Here is a 20,759-nt window from a genome sequence, read left to right on the forward strand (position 1 = left end):
CGTGAGCCCGCGCCGGGCGCGTGAAGGGCTACCCTCATGCACAGGAACCTTCGTCGTGCCGCCGCGTCGGCGCTGACGGCCGCGCTCCTCTCGACCTCGGCAGGCGCCCTGGCCGAGCCGCCGTCCGGCGCCCGGGACCGGCTCGTGGCGCAGGCGCACACCGCCGTGGACGAGGGGCGCCTCGCGGACGCGCGCGAGCTCTGGATGGCTGTGTGGAAGCTCGAGCGCTCCCAGGTGGCGGCCTGCAACATCGGCGCGCTGTCGTTCCGCATCGGCGACATGCCGGCCGCCGTGCGCTGGCTGTCGCTCTGCAAGGAGATCATGCGCGCGCCGCGGACCGCCGACGAGCGCGCGCTTTACGAGTCGCGGCTCGTCGATCTCGCCCGCGCGCGCCAGCTCGCCGGCGAGCTCCGCATCGTCGCGCCCGCGGGCGCGACGGTCACGATCGACGGCGCGCCGGTCCAGATCGAGGGCGACAGGCCGATCCCCGTCGAGCCCGGGCGCCGCGTCGTGCGCGCGGCGCTGGACGGCAGGACGGCCACGGCCGAGGTCGACGTCCCGCGCGGCGAGACGCGGGAGGTGAGGCTGACCTTCCCGCCGCCGCCCGCACCGCAGCGCCCGGAGCCGGAGGCGCCCCGCGCGGCGGCTGTGGGCCTCGCGGCGCCGCCGCCGGCTCGCCCGGGGCCGAGCACAGCCATCCTCGTCGGCGGCGTCGGGCTGTCCGCCACCTTCGCGGCGCTCGGCGGCGTGATGCTCGGCGGCGCGGAGAAGCGCGAGGAGGCCATCCTCGCCTCCGCCCGCGCCGCGGGCCCGAACGGCTGCTTCCGCCTGAGCGAGCCGGTGTGCCAGCACGCCGCCTCGGCCCGCGACGACATGCGCACCTTCAGGGCGATCGGCGTCGCCGGCCTGATCACCGGCGGCGCGATCCTGGCCGCCACGCTCGGGTACACGTTTTACCCGCGCGGCGAGGCCGAGGTCAGGGTGTCTTTGGAGAGCTTTACGATTTCAGGCGTCTTCTGACCACGAAATCGACATCGATCCTGCGCGACCGGCGCTGACGGGAAATCAGCGCCTGCGGCTCATCTACTGGCGAAAACTTGCGTGACGGCCGCAGGCCGAGCGCGGCATAGTGAGCCTGTTCGAGGATCAGGCCAACGGCACTTTGGCGGATTGGGGCCGTCGGGGTGCCGGCCAGCCCAGCCTTGTGCCGGAGGACTGGACGCACGATGCGCTCTGTCAAGCTTTGTGCCGTGGGGCTTTTTTTTCTCACGGTCTTACCGCTCCCTTTCGCCTGTGGCGGCGAGCCGTATGTGGGGGGCGACTGCGCGACGACGAACGACTGTTTATCGGACGGCCAGACGGCGCCGGGCACGGTCTGCATCAACGAGCGCTGCGAGTGCGCCGAGCCGGGCAAGGTGGTCTGTTGCGCGCGCGGCGAGAGGGCGCCGGGCTGCTTCCAGATGTGCCGGCCCTGCGCCGAGTGCGCGGAGGGGACGGCGGAGTGCTCGGGCGTCGTCGATCCGTCGGAGCGGTGCGAGGGCGACGCGGAGTGTCCGGGGCCGCCGGACCCGCGGTGCGGCGCGGGGCGGTGCGTCGAGGGGAAGTGCGAGCTCGAGATCAAGCCGGGTCGCCTCGGCTCGCAGCTCCGCGGCGACTGCAAGCAGGACGAGTGCACGGAGGAGGGGATCGTGGTCAGCGTGCCGGCGTACGACGTGTTCAACGACGGCAACCAGTGTACGCAGGATCTCTGCGACTATGACCGGCCCATCAACGCGCTGCTCGACGGGGTGATCTGCCCGATCTCCGGATCGGGGCGGTGTCATGAGGGGCGGTGCGTGGAGTGCCTCCACGATGATCCCACGTTGCACTGCGCTGCGGGGCTGGCCTGTGACGGGGTGTTCTGCGTCCCGCCACACTGCGTCAACATGGTGTTCGATCCCGGGCGTGGAGAGACCGCCCAGGATTGCGGTGGAGATTGCGCTCCGTGCAGGAACGGGGATCCGTGCAACGCCGGGGCGGACTGTCAGTCGGGGGTCTGCGCGATGGCGCATTGCAAGGCGCCGACGTGCAGCGACGGGGTGAAGAACGGCGACGAGACCGGCGTGGATTGCAGCGGGAGATGCCCCCGCCGCTGCCCTGACGGCGGCGGCTGCGAGTCCGGAGAGGACTGCGCAAGCGGCGTCTGCTGGGCCGGCGCCTGCGAGCCGGCCTCGTGCAAGGACGGCGTGGAGAACGGCGGCGAGCTCGGCGTGGACTGCGGCGGCGAGGGGTGCGACGCGGCGTGCTCGGGGTGAGCGGCGGGGCGCGGCATGCGGTGACCATGTGAAGGGGCAGCCTTCTGCGCTCAGCGGACGCGCTGCGGTGCACGACAGTCAGCCGTGTCCCTCATGCCCGAGCCAGCCGTCCATCTTCGAGCTGCACCCAAGGAGCTGAAGCCGAGTAGGCGTCGATCCCGCCGACCGGCAGACTTGGCGCATCTGTGAGCCGATCGAGCCCTTTGTCCAGCAGTCGCTGCCCGCGGTCGGTGAGGCGATGCACCTTGGAGAGCATCCGATGGCCAGGTGGCTTCGGACCGGGGGCTCGCTCCACACCGAGCATCAGGCGGGAGTGGGCGCTCGGCAGGAGGCGCAGCCGGAACGGGCCGACCTCGGCGACGACGGGCTCGCCGCCCGGCGCGCGCTCGACGTCGCGCACGCGCGCCGGCGCGCGCTCCCGCGATCGGGAGACAGCGTGGGTCCGGGCGGCCTGCTCCTCGTCGTCATCGCCGTCGGCTTGGTCGTGATGCTCGCCATCGAAGCGCCAGTGTCCGTGTTTCGAGCGACCGGGGCTCGACCGCTCGGTTACGATTCCGGCTCGTGGCAGACCGAACGCGCGCCGGCAACATCGCCGCCCTCGCCGCGCTGTACTTCGCGCAGGGGATCCCCTTCGGCTTCCAGGCGACGGCGCTCCCCGTCTTCCTGCGGGCGAGCGGCGTCTCCCTCGCCGGCGTGGGCTTCGCGGGGGCGCTCGCGCTCCCCTGGGTGGCCAAGGCGCTCTGGGCGCCGCTCGTCGACCGCTTCGGGTGGGAGCGGATCGGCCGGCGGCGCTCGTGGATCCTGCCGCTCGGGGCGCTGCTCGCGCTCACGTGCGCCGCCGCCGCGTTCGTCCCGCCGTCGCGCCACCTCGGCGCCCTCCTCGCGCTCGTCTTCCTGATGAACCTGCTCGCGGCCACGCAGGACATCGCCGTCGACGGGCTCGCGATCGACCTGCTCGGGCGCGGCGAGCTCGGCCTGGCGAACGCGGCGCAGGTGGTCGGCTACAAGGCCGGCATGCTCGTCGCCGGCGGGCTGCTCGTGTGGGCGAGCGCCTGGATAGGCTGGCGCGGCCAGTTCGGCGCGATGGCGGCGCTCGTGCTCCTCTCGACCCTCGCCTCGCTCGCGCTGCGCGAGCCGCCGGCGGGCGAGATCGAGGCGCGCGATCGCCGCTCGCTGCGCGAGGTGCTCGCGACGGTCCTCGCCGCCCTGCGGGCGCCGGGCGCGCTCTGGGTCGTCGCGTTCCTCGGCACCTACAAGCTGGGGGAGTCGATCGTCGACGTGATGTTCAAGCCGTTCCTCGTCGACGCGGGCTTCCCGCCGCACCGGATCGGCCTCTGGGTCGGCACCTACGGTCTGGTCGCGTCGATCGCCGGGTCGCTCGCGGGAGGGCTGCTGGCGCATCGGTTGCCGCTGCTCGCGGCCGTCGGGGTGAGCTCGGCGCTGCGGTCCTTCGCGATGGCCGGCGAGTGGTACCTCGCCGCGGCGGGGACGCCCACCGCCGGGGCCGTCATCGCGGTCACCGTGGCCGAGCACCTCTTCGGCGGCGCCGTCACGACAACGGTGTTCGCCTTCATGATGTCGCGCGTCCGGCGGTCCGTCGGCGCGACGCACTACACGCTGCTGGCCAGCGTCGAGGTGCTCGGGAAATCGCCCGCCGTGTGGGCGTCGGGCGTGCTCGCCGAGCGGCTCGGCTATGCAGCGCTGTTTGCCCTCTGCACGGGGATCTCGTTCGCTTTTCTCGTCCTGCTCGTGCCGTTGAGAGAGCGGAAGACGGGCGAAGAACGAGCGTGAGTTGTGCCCGTTGCATGAGTGTTCCCGGGGCGAACGCCACCTGATCTCATAAAACGACAACGATCGAATATACCTGGTGGCCTCCACGCCCTCTGCTACTGCGCTGGAGATGGGTCAGCCGGACCGGTTCATCAAACGCACGTTCGCCGAGGAGGCGGAGGTCATCACGAGGGGTGCCGTCGAATGGCACGATCCGCCGGAGATGGGGTTGAACAAGGTGCAAGGAGACGGGCTGCTCTCCGTGCATCGACCTGGCGATTTGCTGACACTTTGCGAGCCATGGCCGCAAGCGGGAGGACATGATGAGATCCTGATCGAGCTGAAGATGCCCGGGGACCACGTGGACGTGGTCGCCGCGCAGCGGGCGCTGCTGCGCCGGCAGGCGAGGCAGGTGCAACGGGTGGAAGAGCGGGACCCGCCCTGGCTTGGGGAGGAGCCGCTGTGGCTGGTGGCGCCGCACCTGCCCGCGTGGGTGGGGCGCGTTCGCGAGCTGCAGCGCGTCGCGGAGGGCTGTTACGGCGTGGCGCCGTCGCCATTTCAGTTTCTGTGGATCGCGGCCAATGAGCTGCCGCTCCGGGACGAGCTGGTGCCGTTCCTGGTGGCCCGCTCAGGACGGCCGCTCGACGAATTCGCCCGGTGGGTGGCAACACGCCGGCGGGAAGAGTGGGTGCTGAGCATGGTACAGTACACGACGATGTCGACGAAGGTTCGCGAGGAGATTCTACGCAATTTCGAGAGGTCCGAGGATCCCGAGATCCGCGCGCGCCAGCGGGAGATCCTGCAGTCGCTGCTGAGGGCGTTCCCGGACGTGCAGCAACAGTGGCTCGAGAAGGGGCTCGAGCAGGGCGTCGAGAAGGGGCTCGAGCAGGGCATCGAGAAGGGGCTCGAGAAAGGATTGGAGAAGGGCATGGAAGCGGGGCGCCTCGCCGAAGCGCGCGCGCTGCTCCGCCGGCTGCTCGCGAGGCGGCGGCTCGAGCTCGGGGCTGACGAGCTCGCTCGGATCGAGGCGTGCGACGATCTGGCGACGCTGGAGCGATGGCTGGATCAGTCGCTCACCGCCGAGACAGCCGCCGACGCGTTGCGCTGACGAGAGGCGCGCCGGCGATCGGGGAGGTCGCCGGCGCACGCGTCGTTGCCGCGCGCGCGTCTCGTGGCAGACCCCGGGCGCCCCGGACGAAGGCGCGCAGGCGCCCCGGCCAAGGCGCGCAGGCGCCCTGGACGAAGGCGTCGCGCGTGCTCCCGCGCGTCCGGCGCCCCGCCTTGCCAGGAACCTGACGGGACGCCGCGGCTTTGATAGCAAGCGGAGCCGCGGTGATCTCGCGCAGGAAGCTCGTCCTCGGTCTCGCCGGCGCCGCCGGCGCCGCCGCCCTCGCGCGGGCCCTCTCCACCGGCCCCCCGCGCGACCTCGCGGTGCGGCGCGCGCTGAAGCTCCCGATCGCGCCGAGCGGCTGGCCGTTTCCGGGAGCCCGCGTTGTCGCCCCCACCGCCGTCTTCCCACCCGACTTCGGGGTCCGTCGCATCTACCTCGACCCGGGACACGGCGCCCCGGGCAACTCGGGGAACCTCTCCTGCTTCTGCGTCGAGGAGCAGGAGTTCACGCTCTCCGCGGCGCACGCGCTCGCCGAGCGGCTCAACGCCACGGGGCGCTTCGAGGCGCGCGTGGGCAGGACGGCCGCCCGGCCGCTGCCGTACCGGGAGCGCGCCGAGGATGCCGCGCGGTGGCGCGCCGAGGCCTTCGTCAGCCTGCACTCGGACGTGCGCGGCAGGATCGAGACGTGGTCGCCCGCGCCGGGCCGGACGTGCCCGCTCAACCTCGCGGCGCCGGGGTTCGCCGTGCTCTGGTCCGACGAGGGCGAGCCCGCCCTCTGCGCTCGCCGGCTCGCCCTCGCCCGCGCGTTCGCCCGGCGCATGGCGGAAGCCGGCCTCATGCCGTACGGCGGCGCCGCCTACAGCGGCCTGTACGAGGCCGACAGCGCCCAGGCAGGCGTCTTCGTCGATCGGCACCCGCCCGGAGAGCGCATCTTCGTGCTGCGACGCCCCACCATGCCCTCCGTTCTGATCGAGACGCACAACGCGCTCGACGCCCGCGAGGCCGCGCGCTGGACCGAGCCCGCCACGCTGGACGCCTTCGCCGCCGCCACCGCCGCCGCGCTGGCCGAGACGCTCGGCGGAGGCGGCGCGCTGGCCGAGACGCTCGGCGGAGGCGAGGCGCCGGCCTCCCGTCCGCCCACGTGAGCCGTCCGCCCACGTGAGCGCCCGGCCGCCGTCGGTCCCCTGGGGCCCCCCGCGGGCAGCGCAGCGTCAGGAGGCCCGCGCGTGCGGGATCACCTCCGGGGCCTCCAGGCGCATCGGGCGGAGCCGCAGGCAGAGCGCTATCGCCTCGTCGAGCGTGCTCACCAGGTAGAACTCCAGCGAGCTCCGCACCTCGGCGGGGAGATCGTCGAGATCCGCCTCGTTGTCCGCGGGGATCAGGATCTCGAAGATCCCCGCGCGGTGGGCCCCCAGCACCTTCTCCTTGATGCCCCCGATCGGCAGCACCGTGCCGCGCAGCGTGATCTCGCCCGTCATCGCGATGTCGCTCCGCACGGGCCTGCCCGACAGGGCGCTCACGAGCGCCACCGCCATCGTCAGGCCCGCGCTCGGACCGTCCTTGGGCACCGCGCCCGCCGGGACATGGATGTGGACGTCGCGCCGCTGGAGCCTATCGAGCGGCACCCCGAGCTCCGCGGCGTGCGCGCGCGCGTAGCTCAGCGCCGCCCGGCCGCTCTCCTTCATGACGTCGCCGAGCTGCCCCGTCAGGACGAAATCGCCCTTGCCCGGCATCACGCTCGCCTCGACGTGCATGATGTCGCCACCGGTCTGCGTGTAATACATGCCAGTCGCCACGCCCGGCTGATCGTGCTGCAACCTTCGCTCTGGGCGCATCCGCGCGCGACCGAGCAAATCCTTCACGTCATCTCCGGTGTCCACCACCGCCCGCTCGCTCTCCCCACCCGCGATCCTGCGCGCGGCCTTTCTCGCCAGGGCGCCAAGGGTCCGTTCGAGCTGCCGCACGCCCGCCTCGCGCGTGTATCCGCTGATGATCTCGCCGAGCGCCGCGCCCGTGACGCGGAGCTGGTCCTCGCGCAGCCCGCACTCCCGCCGCTGCCGCGGGAGCAGGTACCGCCGCGCGATCTCGTGCTTCTCCTGCTCGGTGTACCCGGCGAACAGCGCGGTCTCCATCCGGTCGAACAGCGGCGCGGGGATCGTCTCGCGGAAGTTCGCCGTGCAGATGAACAGCACCTCGGACAGGTCGAACGGCAGGCCGAGGTAGTGATCGACGAAGCCGTCGTTCTGCGCAGGATCGAGCACCTCGAGCAGCGCCGCGCCGGGATCGCCCTGGAAGGAGGCGCCGAGCTTGTCGACCTCGTCGAGGACGATCACCGGGTTCTTCGACCCGATCCGCTTGATGCCCTGGAGGATGCGGCCCGGCATGGCGCCGACGTAGGTGCGGCGATGGCCGCGGATGTCGGCCTCGTCGCGCGCGCCGCCGAGCGAGACGCGGACGTACTTGCGGCCGAGCGCCCGCGCGATCGACTCCGCGATGGACGTCTTGCCGGTCCCGGGCGGGCCGAGGAAGAGCAGGATGGGGCCGCGGGAGATCGCGCGGCTCCGCTCGCCCTCGCCCCGCGCCTGCTCCATGCGCAGCTTGCGGACGGCCAGGAACTCGAGCACCCGATCCTTCACGTCGTCGAGGCCGTGGTGATCCTCGTCGAGGATCGCCCGCGCGCGATCGAGATCGACGTGGTCGTCGGTGCGCTGGTTCCAGGGGAGATCGGCCACGAGCTCGAGCCAGGTCGTCAGGACCTGCGCCTCGGGCGATGTCTCCCGGCCCATGCGCCGCAGCCGCGCGAGGTCGCGCCGGGCTTCCTGCAGGATCTCGGGCGGAGGGCAGGCGCGCTGCAGCTTGTGCTCCAGACGTGCCACGACGTTCTCGTCGTCCTCCTCGCCGAGCTCCTTCTGGATCGCGCGGAGCTGCTCGCGCAGGTAGAGCTCCCGCTGGCGCTCGCCGAGCTCCTCCTCGACGGTGGTCCGGATCTTCTCCTGGGTCTCGACGATGCCGATCTGCCGATAGAGGTGCAGGGCGAGGCTGCGCATCCGCTCCTCCGTCGAGAGGATCTCGAGCAGCGCCTGCTTCTCGGGGGTCGGGAGGTCCAGGTAGAAGGCGATGTGGTTCACGAGCTCGGCCGGGCCGAACATGCCGCCGACGAACTGCTTGAGGACGTCCTCCGGCGCGCCGCGGTGTCGGCCGTACTCGACGGCGCGCTCTCGCACCTCGCGGGAGAGCGCCTCCAGGGCGCCGTCCTCCTCTGGACGGAGGGGGAGATCCGCGAGCTCGATGACGGGGGCGCGGATCACGCCGTCGACCTCCGTGTACCGGGGCGCGGCCGCCCGCCGTTCGCAGCAGAGCACGAGCTGGAGGCCCGAGCCGAACCGCTGCACCTGGGTGATGCGGGCGATCACGCCGATCGAGAAGAGGCCGCCCGTGGTGGGCTCCTCGGCGGCGTCGCGCTGGGCGACGGCAAAGATGCGCTTGTCCTCTCCCTCCATCCGGAGGGCGGCCTCCACCGCACGGAGCGTCTTCAGCCGTCCGACCGTGATCGGCGTCGCGATCCCAGGGAAGAGGACGGTGTCGCGCAACGAGAGCACGGGCAACGATCGGCGCTCGGGCATGGTCCGGGGATCGTGCGAACCTCATGCCATGGGGGACCGTACCGAAAACTCCTTTTCGGCGCGGAAGCATCGAGAATCGTGGTCAGTGGTGCGCGGAGCGATGGTAGGGTCCGCTCCCGATGCGCGCGGACACCTTCACGTTTCAGGCGGACGACGGTCGAGAGCTCTTCGTGTACCGCTGGCTCCCGGACGGCGGGGCGCGCGGCGTCTTCCACGTCGCTCACGGCATGTCCGAGCACGCGGGCCGCTACGCGCGCGTCGCGCAGGCGCTCTGCGCCGCCGGGTGGGCCGTCTACGCGAACGACCACCGGGGCCACGGCAGGACGGCGCGCGGGAGCGACGAGCTCGGGTTCTTCGCGAGCCGGGGCGGCTTCCAGCGGGTGGTCGACGACATCGCGCAGCTCATCGACCGCGAGAAGGGAGATCACCCGGGGCTGCCGGTCGTGCTCTTCGGGCACAGCATGGGCTCGTACCTCGTGCAGGAGTACCTGATCGAGCGCGGCGGCTCGATCCAGGGCGCGGTGCTCTCGGGGTCGTCGGGCAAGCCGAGCGCGCTCGTGAACGCGGGGCGGCTCGTGGCGCGGGCGGAGCAGCGGCGGCTCGGCGAGCGGGGCAAGAGCGCGATCCTCCAGGCGATGAGCTTCGACAGCTTCAACAAGGCGTTCGCGCCGACGCGCACGGACTGCGACTGGCTGTCTCGCGATCGCGAGGAGGTCGACAGGTATATCGCGGATCCGCTCTGCGGCTTCCCGGCGACGACGTCGCTCTGGGTGGACGTGCTCGACGCGATGGTGGAGATCGCGCGGCCCGAGCGGCAGGCGAGGATCCCGAAGGATCTGCCGCTGTACGTGTTCTCCGGGACGCGCGACCCGGTCGGCGGGCCGCTCAGGGGCGTGGCGCAGATGCTGGAGGCGTACCGCGCCGCCGGCCTCCGCAACGTGACGCACAGGTTCTACCCCGGCGGGCGGCACGAGATGCTGAACGAGATCAACCGCGAGGAGGTCACGCGGGACCTGCTCGCGTGGCTCGCGGCGGAGGTGAGGGGCGAGGCGGCGAGGCCGGCGCAGCCGAGCGCCGGCGCGGCGACCGGCTGAGGGCGGGATGGGGAGCAAGGGGCGGCCGTACCGCACGCTCGCGGTGGAGGGGTTCGAGGTGCTGGTCGGGCGCGGGGACGAGGACAACGACGCGCTCACGTTCGAGGTCGCCGAGCCGCACGACCTCTGGTTGCACGTGGCCGGGGGGACGCCGGGCAGCCACGTGATCGTGCGCAATCCGGAGCGCGTGGAGGTGCCGCGCGAGGTGGTCGAGCGCGCGGCGGAGGCCGCGGCGTGGTACTCGAAGGCGCGGGGCGCCGCGAGGGTGGAGGTCCACGTGTGCCGCGTGGCGGATGTGAGCAAGCCGCGCGGGGCGCCCGCTGGGCTGGTGCAGCTCGCGCGGTGGAAGAGCGTGCGCGTGCAGCCGGCGCGACCCGACCCAGGTTGAGCCGGCGCGACCCGACCCAGGTTGAGCCGGCGCGACCCGACCCAGGTTGAGCTGAGCCGGCGCGACCGACCCAGGTCGAGCTGCGGCCGGGGGCGCGGCCCGACCCAGGTTGAGCGGTCGCGACGCGACGCGGGTCGAGCTGCGGGTGGCGACCCGACCCAGGTCGAGCTGCGGCCGGGGGCGCGGCCCGACCCCGGCCCGACCCACGCCGGGGAGGGGGCGTCCTGACCCCGGTTGAGCTGGAGACCAACCTGACCCGGTTAATGCGGCGCGGGCGGCGGGCGAGGCAGGTGACCCCGACCCAGGTTGCGGCGGCAGCGGCAGCAGCAGCGAGCGCGAGTGCGACCCAGGAGGGCAGCGCGAGCGCGCGCAGGTTGCGGTAGCACTACAGCGACCGGATCCAGGAGAGCTGCGACGATCGGAGCGACGCTAGCTATACCGGAGCGTGTCGGTTGGGTTGACATAGCGCATCGCACCTGTCCCCGGGGTGGCGGAAACCGGCGGAAATCGGCCTCCGCCACCCACGGAGCACGGCAAGTGTTTGAAATGATTCACGTCAGCGCGCGGCACGCAGGTTGTCAGTGATCTGCGGCCATGAGCCAGCCTCGCGAGATCGCTCCAGGCGCCACCTACCTCATCACGCGGCGCGTCGTGCGCCGGCACCACCTCTTTCGCCCTGATGCGGCCATCAACCAACTACTGGTTTACGCCCTCGGCGTCTCAGCCCGCCGCTACGGCGTGAAAGTTCATGCCGTTTGCGCGATGTCGACGCACCTACACCTCATCGTGACCGATGTGCAAGGGGTCCTGCCGCGATTCTTGCAGTTCTTTCATCGCCTCGTTGCGCTTGGCACGAAGGTGGTACGCAAATGGGAGGGACCAGTCTGGGATCATCGAGCCACGAGCCTGGTTAGGCTTCTAACGCACGCGGCAGTGGTGGAGAAGATTGCCTATGTCCTCGCGAATCCTGTGGCCGCTGGCCTCGTCCGTCATGCGAAGCAATGGCCGGGTGTCAAGGTGCATGTGGGTGAGCTCGGAACTGGCACGCTCCACGCGTCGCGCCCTTCGGCGTTCTTCGACCCAAAGAATCCGCAGTGGAGCGAGGAGATGACGATTTCACTCACGCTGCCGCCGAGCGTTCAACAGGACGGCGCGGGAGCTTTTCGTCGTGAAGTCGCTGCCGAGCTGGAGCGACGGGAAGCGCAGGCGCATGTGGAGGTACAGCGGCAAGGGCTCCGATTCCTGGGAGCCGAACGAGCCGGCAAGGTCTCCCCTTACGTACGTGCGACAAGCTTCGAGGCGCTACGCGACCGCAATCCTACATTCGCAGTCGGTCGTGAGCAGAGGGATATGTGGCGAACCGCTGTGGCTGCTGTGCGAGCATTTCGCGCGGCGTACCGCGTGGCGCTCGGGCAATGGTGCGCTGGCGTGCGCAGCGCGTTGTTCCCGGCGGGAACGTGGTGGATGTACACATTTCACGGCGTGAACGTGAGCGATGTGGTGCCCGCCGTGTAGGAACGCGCGCGGGAGTGCCGCTAGGAGATGGGTGAGGGGCCTACGACGGCTGCTACGTCGTGTGGTGAAGGCGCGACCGGCGGCACATCGTCAATGTCGCATTGCGCGATAGGACGTACAGGTGTCCTGCCGCGTCGAGCGTGCGCGAAACGAATGTCGTGGTGTCTGACGCTATGTTCGACGGAACGGGAGCATTGCAGATGAGAAGTTGAATTCGAATCCACGATCAACCCGAGGTCAGCACCAGGGCGAATCACGGAAGTGGGGCAACCCGGTTAGGTGGCGCACTCGGGCGCGACGCCTTGGGTCGACCGGGGTATAGATCACATAGGTCGCGCTGCGCCTTGGGCAGATCGTGCTGAGTTAATCTGGGTCAGGTCGCTCACATGTGGATCAGGTTGTCGCCAACCGGTGGCAGGTCGCCCGGCGTCGGGGTCAGGTCGCCCGGCTTCAACCCGGGTCAGGTGGGGTCACGGCATCACGGGTCAGGTGGGGTCGGCGACGCCAACCCGGGTCAGGTCCGGGGTCGGTGCCAACCCGGGTCAGGTCCGGGGTCGGTGCCAACCCGGGTCAGGTCGGGCGGGGGTCGGGTGCGCCTGCGAACCCGGGTCAGGTCGGGTCGGCGCCTGCGAACCCGGGTCAGGTCGGGTCGGCGCCTGCGAACCCGGGTCAGGTCGGGTCGGCGCCTGCGAACCCGGGTCAGGTCGGGTCGGCGGCGAACCCGGGTCAGGTCGGGTCGGCGCCTGCGAGCGGCCCGCACCTGCCGCCGGCGGAGACGCAGGCGCGTCGGGCGGGGCGACCCGTCCTGGGCTCTTCGAGGCTGATTGACAATGCCCCAGCGACTCCCGCATCCTGGCTCCCCGATCACCATCGAGGCCCCAGGCCGCAGGAAATGCCAATGAGCACCGTTCTCCACCGTCTGGAACAGTGGGCCAATGAGACCCCTGACGCGCCGGCCCAGCGCTACAAATCCCAGGGCGAATGGAAGACGCTGACTGCGCGCGAGTACCGCGATCGTGTGTACCACCTGGCTTTGTTCCTCGAGTCGAAGGGCTTCGACGCGAGCCAGGTCGGGGCCATTCTCTCGTACAACTGCCCGCAGTGGGTCCACGTCGATCTGGCGGCGCTGCTCGTCGGAGGCAAATCGGCAGGCCTCTATCCGAACTCCACCGCGAAGGACATCCAGTACATCCTGAACCACACCCAGGCAACGCTGCTCTCGGCGCAAAACAAGGAGTACTTTCAGAAGATCTCCGGCGCCGGCGGCGAATACTCCATCCCCGATACCGTGCGCTGGATCCTCGTCTTCGACGGTGACACCTCGATCTCTCCGAAGGCGATCTCGTACGAGCAGGCGCTGGCCGAGGGGCGCGCGCTCGCGCAGAAGCCGGGCGCGAAGACGTACGCCGACTACCTGGCGAAGATCGACCCGAAGGCCGGCGCGTTCCTGATCTACACATCGGGCACGACCGGCAACCCCAAGGGGGCGATGCTCTCGCACGACAACCTGGCTTTCACGTCGGACGTCGCCGTGAAATACTGGGGCCTGCCGTTCGCGCGCGGCTCGATGTTCTCGTTCCTCCCGCTCTGCCACATCGCCGAGAAGCTCCAGTGCGTGGGGGTCGGCATCTCGCAGCGCTACACGGTCAATTTCTGCTCGAAGTTCGAGAACGTCTCGGTCGAGCTCCCGGAGGTGCAGCCCACGTTGCTGCTCTGCGTGCCGCGCCTCTGGGAGAAGATGATGGAAGGCGTGATGGCGAAGGTGCGCGGCGGCAAGGGCGCGAAGAAGAAGCTCGCCGAGTGGGCGCTCTCCGTCGGCGCCCGCGTGGCCGAGGCGAAGTACGCGAAGCGCGCGCCGAGCCCGCTCGATCTCGTGCAGCTCAAGCTCGCCGACAAGCTCGTGCTGAGCAAGGTGCGCGCCGCGCTCGGCCTGGGCAAGGCCGAGATGCTCGCCTCGGGCGCGGCCGCGCTCGCGCCGCACATCGCGACGTGGTTCCGCGCGCTCGGCCTCGAGATCCTCGAGGACTTCGGCCAGACCGAGTCGACGGGCGTCATCTGCATGACCGAACCGGGCGTCGAGAGCGCGGGCACCGTGGGCAAGCCCGTGCCGGGCCTCGAGTTCAGGCTGGCCGAGGACGGCGAGATCCTGACGCGCGGCCGCCACGTGTTCGTGGGCTATTACAAGGACGAGGCGGCGACCCAGGCCGCGCTCGAGGGCGGCTGGCTGCACACCGGCGATCTCGGCGAGTGGAACGAGCGCGGGCAGCTCAAGGTTCGCGGCCGCAAGAAGGAGATCCTCAAGACCTCCGGCGGCAAGATGATCGCGCCGCTCCCGATCGAGGAGAAGCTCAAGGCGGCCGAGATCATCAGCCAGGTGTGCATGGTGGGTGACGGCCGCAAGTACCTCTCCGCGCTGATCACCCTGACCGAGGGGAAGCTGGCCGAGCTGAAGGACCGCGGGGTCCTGAACGGTGACGCGATCACGAGCCCCGAGGTGGTCAATCAGGTCAAGTCGCACATCGACGCCCTGAACGCGGATCTCGCCAGCTTCGAGCAGATCAAGAAGTTCACGGTCCTCGGCCGCGAGTTCTCGGTCCAGGACGGCGAGATGACCCCGACGCTCAAGATGAAGCGCAACGTCATCGAGCACCGCTTCCGCGGTCTGATCGACCAGATGTACGCTGCCGAGTGAACGGAGCGGGGGATCCCCGCGCGACGAGCCCCCCTCCACGGGGGCCGGGCAACCCGGCCCCCGCCTCACCCCAGCTCAGCCCTTCGCGAGGTACGCCTCGAGGTCGTCGGCGCCTCCGATGTACTGCCCGTCGATGAAGACCTGCGGCGTCGACGACTTGCCGCTCACGGCCCGCAGCCGGCGCGGCGAGGCGGGCACCTCTTCGTAGGCCACGCCCCGCTGGTCCAGGAGCCGCTTCGCCTTCACACAGTAGCTGCACCCGGGCTTCGTGAACATCAGCACGTCGTGCGGCGCCTTCGACGACGGATCCAGGTGCTTGAGCATCGTGTCCGCGTCCGAAACATCGAAGGGATCCCCCTCGACCTCGGGCTCGATGAACATCTTCTTGATCACGCCGTCATCGACGAACATCGAGTAGCGCCACGAGCGCTTGCCGAAGCCGAGGTTCGCCTTGTCGACGAGCATGCCCATCTTCTCGGTGAACTCCCCGTTCCCGTCCGGGAGGAACAGGACGTTGTCGGCGTGCTGGGCCTTGCACCACTCATCCATCACGAACGCGTCGTTCACGGACACGCATGCGATCGTGTCCACCCCGCGGCGCTTGAACTCGCTCGCGAGCTCGTTGTAGCGCGGCACATGGCTGCTCGAGCAGGTCGGCGTGAAGGCGCCCGGCAGCGCGAACACCACCACCTTCTTGCCAGCGAACACGTCCTTGGTGGTCACGTCCTTCCATTGGCCGTCGACACGCGTACGAAACGTGACATCCGGAACGCGCTGCCCTTCGAGGTTCTTCAACATGACTGTCGTGCTCCTCCAGTGCTCTTCTCGTTGCGATCGGGGACCGCAACCCTTGTTCAACGTCGTGCGGCGCCCGTGCGGGCTCGCCGCGCCGGCGAGAACTTAACCCCGCCCTTCCACGCCGGCCAGCCGTTGCGCGTGATCCCGAGAGCCGCGCGCGCCCGCGCCGTCGATGCGGCACAGCCCGCTGTGACAGTCTTGCACCCGCTCGTCGTCAGAGAACCCCCGACGGGCCGCCGCGGCGCACGGCCGCTCCCCGGCCGCGGGCGCGCGCCCTCGTCCTCTGCGCCGTCGCGTCGGCGCGCCGGCGCCTACGCGCTGCGCGGCGCGCCGCCGCCGCTCACCGGCAGCCCTCGGCGCGGTCCCAGTCGAAGCGGTCCTCCCGCACGTCGCGCCGCCGCTCCTTCCTGCCCTTCGCGGAGAACTCCATGACCATCTCGTAGCGCGCGCGGATCGAGCGCAGCGTCGCCGGATCCGTCTCCGCCTCAAGGCGGATCACGCGGCGGAGGCTGATCTGATCGAGCGCCTTCTCCACCTCGGTCGACAGCTCGTGCCCGGCGTCCCGCTGCATGTCGACGACCGCGTGCCGCATCGCTCCCCAGCCCGTCTCGTCGTCCAGGGTAGAGGTGAACGACACCCGGACAAGCCCGCTCGGCCCCGCCACCGGGCCGTGGTGGTCGTAGCGCACGCGCATCGGGACCTGGCGCTCGCCGACCGCGACCTCCTCGACCCCCTCGCGCGACTCGCCCGGCGCGAGCTCGAGGCCCGCCCACGCGCCCACCCAGGTCGTCCAGTGATCGCCGGCCTTCGTGAGGAGCATCGCCTTCATCTGCGGCGCGGGCAGGAGCTTCGCGACGCTCGCGACCTGCTGCGGGCCCTCGAGGAACAGCGGTGAGCCGAGGAGCCGCTCGACCGAGTCGCCGAGCTCCCGGACGCCCACGTACGCGCCCTCGCGCGAGACCACGAGGACCGGCGCGGTGGCCATCAGCCCGAGCGACGCGCCCGGCTGCGCCCCGGCCTCCGGCGACGCGACGTCCTGCCCGTCGATCTCGAGGAACCTCATGTCCTCGAACCGCACGTCGAGGTTGCCGTCCACGGCGGGCAGCACCGACAGCGTGTAGCGCAGGCGCGCCTTGCGACCCCGCTTGTCCGTGATCTGCTCGACGGGCACCCGACACGGGACCTTCCAGCCGAACGCGAAGACCTGCATCGGGGGCGCGTCCGCGGCCTCCGCCGGGGCGCGCGGCGCGTCCGCCTGCGCCCTGGGGGCGCCGCGCTGCGCGGCGGGGGCGCAGGCGGCGCTGGCGACGAACAGGAGAGGGAGAAACGGCGTCGTCCTCGGCATTCCCATGGCTGCACCTCCGGACGAGGGGCGAGAGGCCGCTCGCTCCCCACGCTAGTGAGTCAGCGCCCGCGCCGGCGCGGAAGCAAGGGGTCAGCCGCTCCGCGCCGTCTCCGCCGCGCGCCACAGGTACCAGCTCGCCACCGTCCGGTAGGGGCTCCAGCGCGCGCCGTGCGCCTCGAGGTCCTTGCGCGCGGGGAGGTCGCCCTGACCGAGCGCGATCGCGAAGCCCTTGCGGATGCCGTAGTCGTCGACGGGCAGCACGTCCGGGCGGCCGAGCCGGAACATGAGGAGCATCTCCACGGTCCACCGGCCGACGCCGCGCACCTGGGTGAGGCGCTCGATGAGCTCCTCGTCCTCCATGCGGCGGGCCTCGGCGAGCGTGGGGAGCTCGCCGTCCGCGGCCCGCCGCGCGAGATCGCGCAGCGCGAGGAGCTTCGCGCGCGAGAGGCCGGCGGCGCGGAGCTTCTCGTCCGGGGCGCGCAGGATCTGCTCGGGCGTGGGGCCCTCGTGCGCGCGCGGGAAGAGCGCGCGCACGCGCGCGAAGATGGTCGCCGCCGCCTTGCCGGTGAGCTGCTGGTAGACGATCGCCTCCGCGAGCGCGACGAAGAGGCTCGACGTCCGGTCGAGCCGCATGCGGAAGGGGCCCACGGCGTCGATGAGCCGCGCGAGCGCCGCGTCCGACGCGCGCACGTGCGCGACAGCGGCGTCCGGATCGAAGCCGAGCGCGCCGCCATCTCCGCTGTCGCCGCCGCTGTCGTCCGTCTTGCGCGCCCCGGTCGCGTGGGCGCCCTCGATCGCGAGGAGGCGGAGCTTTGTCGTGACACCGCCGTTGCCGGAGAAGCCGCCGACCCTGCCGCCGGCCGCGAGCACCCGGTGGCACGGCACGACGATCGGGAACGGGTTGCGCCCGAGGGCCTGCCCGACGGCGCGCGCCGAGCCGCGCGCGCCGAGCCGTCCGGCGATGTCGCCGTAGGTCAGCGTGGCGCCCGGCGGGATGGTGCGCGCCACCTCGTAGACGCGGCGGTGGAACGGCGGCACGCGCTCCATGTCGAGCGCGACGGCGGAGAGGTCGCTCGCCTCGCCGCGCAGCAGCGCGACGATGCCGTCGAGCGCGCGCTGAACGTCGGGCGGCGGCGGCGCCTCGCGCGCGCCAGGGAAGCGCTGGAGCACGCGCGCGCGCGTCTCGCTGTCGCGCGCCTCCGGGAGCTGCACGAAGGCGACGCCGCGCCCACCCCAGGCGATGCCGCACCGGCCGATCGATGTGTCGAACAGCGTGAATCCGTGGGCTGTCATGATCCGGCGCGAGCGTAGCGCCCGCCGCGCTGGCCGTTCTTGGAGATTCTTGCGGTCCGGCAGCGGCGCCCGAGCGCGTCGCGCGCAGCGACGAGGTGAGAAATTCGCCAGAGATCAGGGAATGGTATCTGCCAGTTCGTCTCCTGGCGTCCTTGCGGTTCTTCTTCTCTAACGTGGGTCCGCGCGCGGGGGTCGAGGCGTCTCGTCCGGGCGCCTCGTCCGGGTCTCGTCCGGGTCTCGTCCGGGCGCCGCCCTGGTCTAGAGGGCGCGGTCTATCCGGTCCTGGAAGAGCTTGCGCTCGCCGCGCGCCGCCTGGCGGAAGCCGCGGGGCGACACGCCGGCCGCGCGGTGGAACGTGCGCACGAAGTTGGAGAGGTCGCCGAACCCGACGTCGAGGGCGATGTCCGTGATCGACCGGGAGCCGTCGGCGAGGAGGCGCGCCGCGCGGCGCAGCCGGGCTCGGACGAGGTACTGGTGCGGGGTGACGCCGAGCACGCGGGCGAAGAGGCGCAGGAAGTGGAACGCGCTGAGCCCGGCCTCCCGCGCGACCCGCTCGAGATCGATCGGCTCGTCCGCGTGCGCGTCCACCCAGAGCGCCGCCTCGACCGCCCGGCGGCGGTCGCGCGCCCCGGCCTCCGGCGGGCGACGCGGCTTGCCGGAGACGACATCGACGAAGCGGGCCACGAACAGCATCCCCGCCTCGTCGACGCCGACGCCGCTCCGGCCCTCGGCGGCCGCCTGCGCGAGCTCGCCGAGCACCATGAGCTCGGGCAGCGGCGGCACGCCGCCGAGCCGGAAGGCGTCGCTCCGGCCGCCGATCGCGTCGACGAGCGCCGGCGCGAGCTGGAACGACAGGCACTCGTCGCCGGCGACGTGGTCGTGCGTGCACATGTACTCGTCGCCGGGATGGCCGACCAGGAGCGACCCGGCCACGAGCTCGAACGCCTCCCCCCGGACGCGGTAACCGAAGCTGCCCGCGCGCACGTACGAAACGGAGAATCCGCCGTGGAGCTCGACGAACGGCGCGTCCCCGGGTCCGGAGCTGCACCGGTAATCGAGCACCGACATGGCGTCGCGCCGCACGACCGTCGTGACCACCATGCTCGACTCTACCGGGCGCGGCGAGGCAGGGCAACGAGGGCGGCGAGGCGAGGGGCGCCCGGGCTCGTCGCTGGGCTCATGAGAAGAGAAAAACCACAGAGACACAGAGGGCACAGCGGGCGAGAGAGAAGAGGGGTCCGGAGTCCCGGGGGAGGCTCGATCCGATCTGCGCCACGGGGCAGGGCGAATGGTGGGTGGGCGTGACGCGAATGATGATGGCCCCGAATCTATTGTGAGGGTCTCCCGAGGCGCGGTACGGAATTCGCTGTCGTGGGGAATTGCGGGGAGAAAAAGTGGGTCGGGTGGCGGAGTCGCGGTGTTGCTGAGAGCGACGGTGTCGCTATGGTCGCGCAATGCAATCGACGGTCGACTCCACTGCTGAGCTCGAAGCGATCGACGAGATCGGCGACGCCTGGGCCATCGCGCAGCCCGGATTGCGGGCGCGCGCGATCCGCGAGCGCGCGCCGCTGCTGCGCTCGAGGCTCGAGGCGTCGAGGCCCGTGGTCTCGGTGAGGACCTCCTCGGCGGCCTGCGCGTGGGGTCGAGCCGCCCGAAGCCGGCGCGCGCAGCAGTACACGCGCCCGCGGCGACCCACGACGCCCGGCCGTGATGGCGCCGCGGCGGCCGCGCCATGGACGGCCGCCGCGGCGACCGCCTCTGGCATGACGTCCGCTGAAAGCGACGATTCTGCGGCGTGCGGGCGACCACCTACCGTGCCGGCCGCGGATCGAGTAGTCGTCTGCCGTGACGCGTCATCTCCTCGGACTCTCCGCGCTGATCACCGGCCTCGCCCTCGCTGCGTGCAATGCGATCTCGGGTCTCGACAGCCTGACCTTCGACGGCGCGGGCGGCGGCGACGGCGCCCTGCCCGGCGACGGCGACGGCGGGGCGGGCGGCGATGGCGGTAAGACCGGCGGCGCAGGGGGCGAGGCGGGCGGCGGCACGGGCGGCGAGGCGGGCGGCGGCACGGGCGGCGAGGCGGGCGGCGGCACGGGCGGTGAGGCCGGCGGTGGCGGCGGCGCGTGCGACGGGGAGCCGTGCCCGACGCCGACGGGCGTCGACGTCGCGGACCAGGGCTACACCGAGCTGCGCGGCAACGTCGGCACGGCCACGCCGGCCATGGAGCGGTGCCCGGGGAGTCAGGTGATCGTCGGGGTTCGAGGCGCCCTGGGGACGCTCGGGGAGTCGTTCATCCATGGCAAGATCCAGGCGCAGTGCGGCCACCTGGAGCTCACCGGAGACGGCTCGTACACCATCACCACCGCGCCTGGCGACGTGACGCCGCTCCAGGGCACCTATGGCTCCGAGTCGTGGGACATCATGTGCCCGGAGAACGAGGTGGTGGTGGGCTTCAGCGGCTGGTCCGGCAGCTACCTGGATCTCCTCTTCATCGCTTGCGCGCCGCTCGTCGTGACGGGACCTCCCGGCGATCTCCGCGTCGAGCTCGGACCCGTCACGTGGCCGGACGGCGTCGGCGGCGACGGCGGCAGCGAGTTTCCGGACACCTTCTGCGGCGCCGACCAGATCGCGAACCGCTTTCAGGCCGTCGTCGCGGGCGGACCCGTCGCCGCCTTCGGCCTGGGCTGCGCCACGCCCTCGCTCACGTATTGACCCACCGGCTCGCGGCGCTCGCCCGCCCCGCCCCCGTCCGCGGGCTCCCGGCGGCGCACCCGCCCGCGGCGCGCTCGCCGGCAGCGTGCACGCCTGCAGCTGGCAGGCCAGCGTGCGTGCACGC

The 20,759-nt window shown here is 71.6% G+C and carries 17 protein-coding genes; 10 read left to right on the forward strand and 7 right to left on the reverse strand.

Features of this window, described 5'->3' with window-relative positions:
• Positions 1–36: 36 nt before the first annotated feature.
• Positions 37–1,020, forward strand: coding sequence for a hypothetical protein (locus WMF24_RS04915; protein WP_437735176.1), 984 nt, complete (start codon positions 37–39; stop codon positions 1,018–1,020).
• Here WMF24_RS04915 and WMF24_RS04920 read toward each other — a convergent pair.
• Positions 998–1,381 carry a hypothetical protein gene (locus WMF24_RS04920; RefSeq protein WP_437735177.1) on the reverse strand — a complete coding sequence of 128 codons (384 nt, stop codon included), beginning with the start codon at positions 1,379–1,381 and terminating at the stop codon, positions 998–1,000. The two genes, WMF24_RS04915 and WMF24_RS04920, sit on opposite strands and share 23 nt — an antisense overlap.
• Positions 1,382–1,460: 79 nt before the next feature.
• Between WMF24_RS04920 and WMF24_RS04925 the strand changes: the two genes are divergently transcribed.
• Positions 1,461–2,294: a hypothetical protein gene (locus WMF24_RS04925; RefSeq protein ID WP_437735178.1), complete on the forward strand. Its 834-nt coding sequence runs from the start codon at positions 1,461–1,463 to the stop codon at positions 2,292–2,294.
• A 91-nt stretch (positions 2,295–2,385) separates the two neighbouring features.
• Here WMF24_RS04925 and WMF24_RS04930 read toward each other — a convergent pair whose 3' ends face one another.
• Positions 2,386–2,694: a hypothetical protein gene (locus WMF24_RS04930; RefSeq protein WP_437735179.1), complete on the reverse strand. Its 309-nt coding sequence runs from the start codon at positions 2,692–2,694 to the stop codon at positions 2,386–2,388.
• 161 nt (positions 2,695–2,855) lie between these two features.
• Between WMF24_RS04930 and WMF24_RS04935 the strand changes: the two genes are divergently transcribed.
• The 3 genes from WMF24_RS04935 to WMF24_RS04945 all read left to right on the forward strand — a co-directional run bounded on the left by WMF24_RS04935 (position 2,856) and on the right by WMF24_RS04945 (position 6,320).
• The gene (locus WMF24_RS04935; RefSeq protein WP_437735180.1) at positions 2,856–4,085 is read left to right on the forward strand and encodes an MFS transporter; all 1,230 of its coding nucleotides are present in this window, start codon (positions 2,856–2,858) and stop codon (positions 4,083–4,085) included.
• A 109-nt stretch (positions 4,086–4,194) separates the two neighbouring features.
• A complete protein-coding gene (locus tag WMF24_RS04940; RefSeq protein ID WP_437735181.1) occupies positions 4,195–5,172 on the forward strand; it encodes a hypothetical protein in 978 nt (325 codons plus the stop codon).
• Between the two features lie 224 nt (positions 5,173–5,396).
• Positions 5,397–6,320 (forward strand): N-acetylmuramoyl-L-alanine amidase family protein, encoded by a 924-nt coding sequence (locus tag WMF24_RS04945; protein WP_437735182.1) that lies wholly within the window; start codon positions 5,397–5,399, stop codon positions 6,318–6,320.
• Between the two features lie 66 nt (positions 6,321–6,386).
• On the opposite strand, the gene lon is transcribed toward WMF24_RS04945, so the two are convergent.
• Entirely contained in the window at positions 6,387–8,798 is a 2,412-nt protein-coding gene (gene lon / locus WMF24_RS04950; RefSeq protein ID WP_437735183.1) for an endopeptidase La, read from the reverse strand.
• Positions 8,799–8,917: 119 nt separating this feature from the next.
• On the opposite strand from lon, the gene WMF24_RS04955 reads away from it, so the two are divergent.
• From WMF24_RS04955 to WMF24_RS04970, 4 genes are all read left to right on the forward strand, one after another.
• A complete protein-coding gene (locus WMF24_RS04955; RefSeq protein ID WP_437735184.1) occupies positions 8,918–9,892 on the forward strand; it encodes a lysophospholipase in 975 nt (324 codons plus the stop codon).
• Positions 9,893–9,899: 7 nt separating this feature from the next.
• On the forward strand, positions 9,900–10,280 hold the full coding sequence (locus WMF24_RS04960; RefSeq protein WP_437735185.1) for an NFACT RNA binding domain-containing protein: 381 nt from the start codon (positions 9,900–9,902) through the stop codon (positions 10,278–10,280).
• Positions 10,281–10,874: 594 nt separating this feature from the next.
• Positions 10,875–11,795, forward strand: coding sequence for a transposase (locus tag WMF24_RS04965; RefSeq protein WP_437735186.1), 921 nt, complete (start codon positions 10,875–10,877; stop codon positions 11,793–11,795).
• A gap of 898 nt (positions 11,796–12,693) precedes the next feature.
• On the forward strand, positions 12,694–14,487 hold the full coding sequence (locus tag WMF24_RS04970; RefSeq protein ID WP_437735187.1) for an AMP-dependent synthetase/ligase: 1,794 nt from the start codon (positions 12,694–12,696) through the stop codon (positions 14,485–14,487).
• Between the two features lie 75 nt (positions 14,488–14,562).
• On the opposite strand, the gene WMF24_RS04975 is transcribed toward WMF24_RS04970, so the two are convergent.
• From WMF24_RS04975 to WMF24_RS04990, 4 genes are all read right to left on the reverse strand, one after another.
• Positions 14,563–15,285 (reverse strand): glutathione peroxidase, encoded by a 723-nt coding sequence (locus tag WMF24_RS04975; RefSeq protein ID WP_437735188.1) that lies wholly within the window; start codon positions 15,283–15,285, stop codon positions 14,563–14,565.
• A gap of 340 nt (positions 15,286–15,625) precedes the next feature.
• The gene (locus WMF24_RS04980; RefSeq protein ID WP_437735189.1) at positions 15,626–16,636 is read right to left on the reverse strand and encodes a hypothetical protein; all 1,011 of its coding nucleotides are present in this window, start codon (positions 16,634–16,636) and stop codon (positions 15,626–15,628) included.
• An 84-nt stretch (positions 16,637–16,720) separates the two neighbouring features.
• Positions 16,721–17,923 (reverse strand): methylated-DNA--[protein]-cysteine S-methyltransferase, encoded by a 1,203-nt coding sequence (locus WMF24_RS04985; protein ID WP_437735190.1) that lies wholly within the window; start codon positions 17,921–17,923, stop codon positions 16,721–16,723.
• 258 nt (positions 17,924–18,181) lie between these two features.
• Positions 18,182–19,024 carry a helix-turn-helix transcriptional regulator gene (locus tag WMF24_RS04990; RefSeq protein ID WP_437735191.1) on the reverse strand — a complete coding sequence of 281 codons (843 nt, stop codon included), beginning with the start codon at positions 19,022–19,024 and terminating at the stop codon, positions 18,182–18,184.
• A gap of 744 nt (positions 19,025–19,768) precedes the next feature.
• On the opposite strand from WMF24_RS04990, the gene WMF24_RS04995 reads away from it, so the two are divergent.
• The gene (locus WMF24_RS04995; RefSeq protein WP_437735192.1) at positions 19,769–20,635 is read left to right on the forward strand and encodes a hypothetical protein; all 867 of its coding nucleotides are present in this window, start codon (positions 19,769–19,771) and stop codon (positions 20,633–20,635) included.
• Positions 20,636–20,759: the final 124 nt, after the last annotated feature.

The sequence above is a fragment of the Sorangium sp. So ce1335 genome (genome assembly GCF_051521615.1).
Taxonomy (GTDB): Bacteria; Myxococcota_A; Polyangia; order Polyangiales; family Polyangiaceae; genus Sorangium.

Coding starts and splice junctions, on each gene's coding strand:
- WMF24_RS04940 (WP_437735181.1), top strand. CDS start 4,195: ATGGGTCAGCCGGACCGGTTCATCAAACGCACGTTCGCCGAGGAGGCG.
- WMF24_RS04925 (WP_437735178.1), top strand. CDS start 1,461: ATGTGCCGGCCCTGCGCCGAGTGCGCGGAGGGGACGGCGGAGTGCTCG.
- WMF24_RS04955 (WP_437735184.1), top strand. CDS start 8,918: ATGCGCGCGGACACCTTCACGTTTCAGGCGGACGACGGTCGAGAGCTC.
- WMF24_RS04960 (WP_437735185.1), top strand. CDS start 9,900: ATGGGGAGCAAGGGGCGGCCGTACCGCACGCTCGCGGTGGAGGGGTTC.
- WMF24_RS04965 (WP_437735186.1), top strand. CDS start 10,875: ATGAGCCAGCCTCGCGAGATCGCTCCAGGCGCCACCTACCTCATCACG.
- lon (WP_437735183.1), bottom strand. CDS start 8,798: ATGCCCGAGCGCCGATCGTTGCCCGTGCTCTCGTTGCGCGACACCGTC.
- WMF24_RS04975 (WP_437735188.1), bottom strand. CDS start 15,285: ATGTTGAAGAACCTCGAAGGGCAGCGCGTTCCGGATGTCACGTTTCGT.
- WMF24_RS04990 (WP_437735191.1), bottom strand. CDS start 19,024: ATGGTGGTCACGACGGTCGTGCGGCGCGACGCCATGTCGGTGCTCGAT.
- WMF24_RS04985 (WP_437735190.1), bottom strand. CDS start 17,923: ATGACAGCCCACGGATTCACGCTGTTCGACACATCGATCGGCCGGTGC.
- WMF24_RS04970 (WP_437735187.1), top strand. CDS start 12,694: ATGAGCACCGTTCTCCACCGTCTGGAACAGTGGGCCAATGAGACCCCT.
- WMF24_RS04980 (WP_437735189.1), bottom strand. CDS start 16,636: ATGGGAATGCCGAGGACGACGCCGTTTCTCCCTCTCCTGTTCGTCGCC.
- WMF24_RS04920 (WP_437735177.1), bottom strand. CDS start 1,381: ATGCAGACCGTGCCCGGCGCCGTCTGGCCGTCCGATAAACAGTCGTTC.
- WMF24_RS04915 (WP_437735176.1), top strand. CDS start 37: ATGCACAGGAACCTTCGTCGTGCCGCCGCGTCGGCGCTGACGGCCGCG.